Source organism: Planktothrix sp. FACHB-1355 (assembly GCF_014748295.1).
Classification (GTDB): Bacteria; Cyanobacteriota; Cyanobacteriia; order Cyanobacteriales; family Aerosakkonemataceae; genus Aerosakkonema; species Aerosakkonema funiforme_A.
In genome coordinates this window covers 1-4,679 of record NZ_JACJUP010000497.1, presented here as the reverse complement: position 1 = coordinate 4,679, position 4,679 = coordinate 1, and the positions used below count along the sequence as shown (strand labels likewise).

At 43.9% G+C, this 4,679-nt stretch carries 5 protein-coding genes; all 5 read left to right on the top strand.

What is annotated here, in order from left to right:
• The first annotated feature begins 393 nt into the window (after positions 1 to 393).
• Positions 394 to 1,245, top strand: coding sequence for a J domain-containing protein (locus H6S82_RS19190; RefSeq protein ID WP_190465721.1), 852 nt, complete (start codon positions 394 to 396; stop codon positions 1,243 to 1,245).
• Between the two features lie 435 nt (positions 1,246 to 1,680).
• Positions 1,681 to 2,154 (top strand): GNAT family N-acetyltransferase, encoded by a 474-nt coding sequence (locus H6S82_RS19185; RefSeq protein WP_190465719.1) that lies wholly within the window; start codon positions 1,681 to 1,683, stop codon positions 2,152 to 2,154.
• A complete protein-coding gene (locus tag H6S82_RS19180; RefSeq protein ID WP_199315331.1) occupies positions 2,154 to 2,528 on the top strand; it encodes a VOC family protein in 375 nt (124 codons plus the stop codon). The genes H6S82_RS19185 and H6S82_RS19180 overlap by 1 nt, the downstream gene beginning before the upstream one ends.
• 169 nt (positions 2,529 to 2,697) lie before the next feature.
• A complete protein-coding gene (locus H6S82_RS19175) occupies positions 2,698 to 3,429 on the top strand; it encodes an ATP-grasp domain-containing protein (RefSeq protein ID WP_190465717.1) in 732 nt (243 codons plus the stop codon).
• Between the two features lie 312 nt (positions 3,430 to 3,741).
• Positions 3,742 to 4,679 (top strand): elongation factor Tu (gene tuf, locus H6S82_RS19170; RefSeq protein WP_191056570.1); only part of this gene is annotated, 938 nt, incomplete at its 3' end.

Genomic DNA, 4,679 nt, shown 5'->3' with positions numbered 1-4,679 from the left:
ACGAACTTTTCTTGTTCTATAGAGCTTATTCGTAAGGAGATCTATACTTAATGTAGCAGATTGATTTTGATGAAATGCCTCTCGTTAAAAAAAAAATATACAAATCAAATTTCAAAATCAAAAAGTAAATTTACTATCTGCAATCTAAAATTTGAATTTTTTTTCCCCTTGCCTGTGGGATGCAGACCTAGCCCTCCGAAGGCTGGTGACCAAGTTCGACTCTTGGGCAAGGGGTTAGCTGTTCAGCCTTGGTCACCAGTGGAGCCTAGATCGGGGTTATCGCTGTATGTAGGTTGTAGTCTGGTCATCAACGGTCTGAACAAAAGAGCATTGCTGTTCCAAGCGCTATAAAGGGTAGAATCAAGCTAGTTTTTCTCTGGAGGTAAAACAAGTATGATTTTTCCAGTTTACCCTTGGATGTATGCACTGTTATTCATAACTTTGTTGCTCACATGGCCTCTTTATGTCGTTAGTAATTTTGGAATACTCGTACTATGCCTAGTCATCAACACCAGTATTTTTCTGACAGTAGTATGGTTTATAAACAGTCGTGAACTTAGCTTCTGGAGGGGATTAAGCTTACTTTGTGAATCGTATTCAACAGGCTGTGCAAACATCACGATACTTTATATTATTCCTCTTTTAATGGTTTATTATGTTCTAATGATAATCGCAACTTGTAAAGGTTTTTGGCTGGGAAAAAATTATACAAAAAATTGGTGGATTAAAACAATTTATAAACGCTTCCCTCTTGACAATAGAGGTGATGATTTGCGACTCGATCTGGATCTAGATTTCTATGAAGTAATTTTCGGATGTAATAAAACAATAAGAGTTGAGCATTTAGAAGCTAGACCTAATGGTGATGTGATATCAGCCATAAAAACACTAACAGTGACCGTTCCCGCTGGGGTTGATTCTGGAACACGTTTGCGTATACCTGGAGAAGGAGATGCTAGCCAATATGGCGGCAGTCCTGGAGATCTGTATATCTATCTTCTGGTGCCATTAGAAAGTGGGGAATTTAAACGTGATGGTACTAATGTTATGTCACAAATAAGGATTACAACAGAAGAAGCTGAGCGAGGTGGAGAAGTTACTGTAAATACAATCGATGGAGAGGCGAAACTTATGATTCCTCCTGGAACAAATAGTGGTGATTATTTAACATTAAAAGGACATGGTTTACCAAAGCTTGGTTCCCCTACAGATAGGGGAGATCACATTATCCAAGTTGTGTTCTAGCAGTAGGCGTTGAAGCTGAACAATTGATTGACAAGCTAATCATAAAAGTTCATCTGTTTCTAATGAGTTCAGGCATTCTGCTTTTTAGAGGGGCATTTCAAGTTCGACTCTTGAGCAAGGGGCTGAGTCGATTTTAGATTTTATATTTTAAATTGAAGGATGCTTTTTAAATCTTCAATATTCAATCTGAAATCTGCAATTAAACTTTATTCCGGGATAGCTCAATGGCAGAGCAAACGGCTGTTAACCTGGAGTTTTGGAAAGTGCGGCTGTGTGGACGGCAACTGGTTTGGAAGTTCGGGTAGTATTTCTAGACTTGAGTACGTTATGACTGCATCTAGTGTTTTAACACTATATTCAGAGCCAAACTACCTGCATTTTGTAGTGTTTTGTAGTACGATTGATGTGGTTTATTGAGCCTTGTTGGTATTGACGATGATTCGATCGACTACGCCCGATGACACCACTGCTCTGATCGCCCTAGCTGACGCAACTGGGCTTTTCCCGCCGAGTGCGCTAGAGTTACTGCGCCAGATGTTGACCGATTCTTTGGCAGGAAACAGCGATACAGAGCCGTTCTGGATTACTGATGATGACAATGGGCCAGTGGGCGTTGCCTACTGTGAGCCGGAACGGATGACAGACAGGACTTGGAATCTGCAATTAATTGCGATTCACCCGGATCGCCAAGGGCAAGGACGCGGTACGAAGCTGCTACGCTACGTCGAGCAGGCATTGACAGCACGCAGGGGGCGCGTGCTGCTGGTGGAAACGTCCGGGATGCCAGAATTCGATCGCACCCGCGCATTCTACGCGAAGTGCGGCTTCGAGGAAGAGGCACGCATTCGTGACTTCTACGCAACAGGCGATGATAAGGTTGTGTTCCGCAAAGTGTTGAATGCAAACTAATGGCGAGGCACGAAGCAATGGCTCAAATTCAACTGAATCTCGTTGTCATCCGCTCAAACAACATTGAAAAATCTGCTGCCTTCTATCAACGGGTGGGGCTGACTTTCATCAAGCATCAACATGGCAGTGGTTTAGAGCATTTTGCCAGTGAGGTCGGTTGTACCACGTTTGAGATTTATCCATCTACCCCAGAAACAGTACCGACGACAGCGACTCGGCTAGGATTTCAAGTTACTTCTGTAGATGCAGTTATCCGCGAACTCGAAAAACACGGTGCTTCAATCATTTCACATCCTAGTAATTCAGCTTGGGGAAGACGTGCAATAGTGGCAGATCCAGATGGACATCGAGTAGAGCTGACACAACCCCAATAGCTTCGTTGTGAAGTTCGCCTGATGTACGATTCCTCCATCTTCCTTTAACCACCGGAAGCCGAGAAGCGAGGCACTGTGCTGATAACGCAGAGGTAGAAGGGGCAGTACCTTCCCGGTGGATTGGTTATCATTAGAAACTGTCTACTAGCATTTAAAGACTGTGTAAGCAATGCCAACTCTGATTTTGACTCCTCGCTATACTGAAGATTCTCAGGCTTTATGGCGTGCAGCTAATCGTTTGGGTTGGCGAGTCCAGCGATTAATTAACTGGCGACTACCTGATGAATTAAAACTTGTCTGCGAACCAGTTTTGTATGTGGAAGCATTGATGACAGAGATGATAGCGGAGCAACTTGGACTTCGCTTAATTGACCCACCAAATGATTGGTTACCCAATTTACCGGAAGAATACCGAAAGCGTTGGGTTTATCTGAGTACGTTGGGTGAAGCGCGGTGCATGGAAAAAGCAGCTTTTATCAAACCGCCAAACGACAAAAGTTTCCCTGCCCGTGTTTATCAAAGCGAGGAACTTCCCAGCGATTATCCCGATGAAATTCCAGTGCTAATTGCGGAAATTGTGGAGTGGGAAAAGGAGTTTCGTTGCTTTATTTTGAATCGCTCTCTCAAAACATTCTCAATTTATCTGCGCGATGGAGAGTTACAGCGACAAAATGATTTTGCACATACAGAAGAGGAAGAGTGTGAGGTTCGGGAGTTCATCGAAATTCTACTATCAGATGAACAGGTAGAGATTCTTGAGGCAACAGTAATAGACGTGGGTGTGATTAAAGGAAGAGGATGGGCAGTTGTTGAGCAGAATGCAGCCTGGGGAGCAGGTTTGTACGGTTGCGATCCCATTGAGGTCTTAGAAGTGCTGCGGTACGCTGTTGTTAGGGCATAACATATAGCAATTCGCTGAATAATTAACAATTTCAGTGAGGCTTGTAGCTATTGCTTCTGCTAATCTGAAATTTGAAATTACTTTTTTCCCTTGCCTGCCGGATGCAGAACTGTTTTTCCTAAAAACGGTATTGTCAAGTTCGACTCTTGAGCAAGGGGTTTTGGAAGATGCAGCTTTTTGCTGTAGAGGTATCCTGCGGGAAGACATTCTTTTAGGATTACTCTACCTTCCATTTATAGCAGTTCTCAGTTCATTGAATTGAGAGCGCGATCGCTCATTCCATAACAACAACAAAAGGAGGATCTAAAGTGCATGGCACGCACCAAATTTGAGCGGACAAAACCACACATTAATATCGGTACGATCGGTCATGTCGATCATGGCAAGACTACCTTGACAGCAGCAATTACTAAAACGCTGGCAGCGTTGGGAAAAGCTAAACCGCTAGGCTACGAACAAATTGATGCTGCACCGGAAGAACAGGAACGGGGTATTACAATCAATACCGCTCATGTTGAGTATGAAACTGATACTCGACATTATGCTCACATTGATTGTCCCGGTCATGCCGACTATGTGAAAAACATGATTACGGGTGCTGCTCAAATGGATGGTGCCATTCTGTTAGTTTCAGCAGCAGATGGTGTGATGCCACAAACTCAGGAACACATCTTACTGGCACGTCAGGTTGGAGTTCCTTACCTTGTCGTTTTTATGAATAAGAAAGACATGGTAGAGGACGATGAACTTTTGGCATTAGTAGAATTGGAAATTCGCGACCTTTTAAGTGCTTACCACTTTCCTGGGAATGAGATTCCCATCGTGGCAGGTTCGGCACTCAAAGCGTTGGAGAAGATGACTGCTAATCCTAAAACTCAGCGGGGTGAGGATGAGTGGGTCGATCGCATTTATGCACTTATGGATGCGGTAGACTCTTACATTCCTACGCCGAAGCGGGAAATCGATCGACCTTTCCTGATGCCGATCGAAGATGTATTCTCGATCAAAGGTCGGGGAACGGTTGTTACGGGTAAGATCGATCGAGGCACGATCGAAGTCGGCGATGAAGTTGAACTGGTCGGTCTGAACAACACCCTGCGTGCAACAGTTATCGGCATAGAAATGTTCAGGCAAGTTCTGAATGAAGGAATTGCTGGAGAAAATGTCGGTTTGTTGCTGCGGGGTATCCAGAAGCATGAAGTTGAACGAGGAATGGTTGTTGCCAAACCGGGTTCAATTACACCTCATAC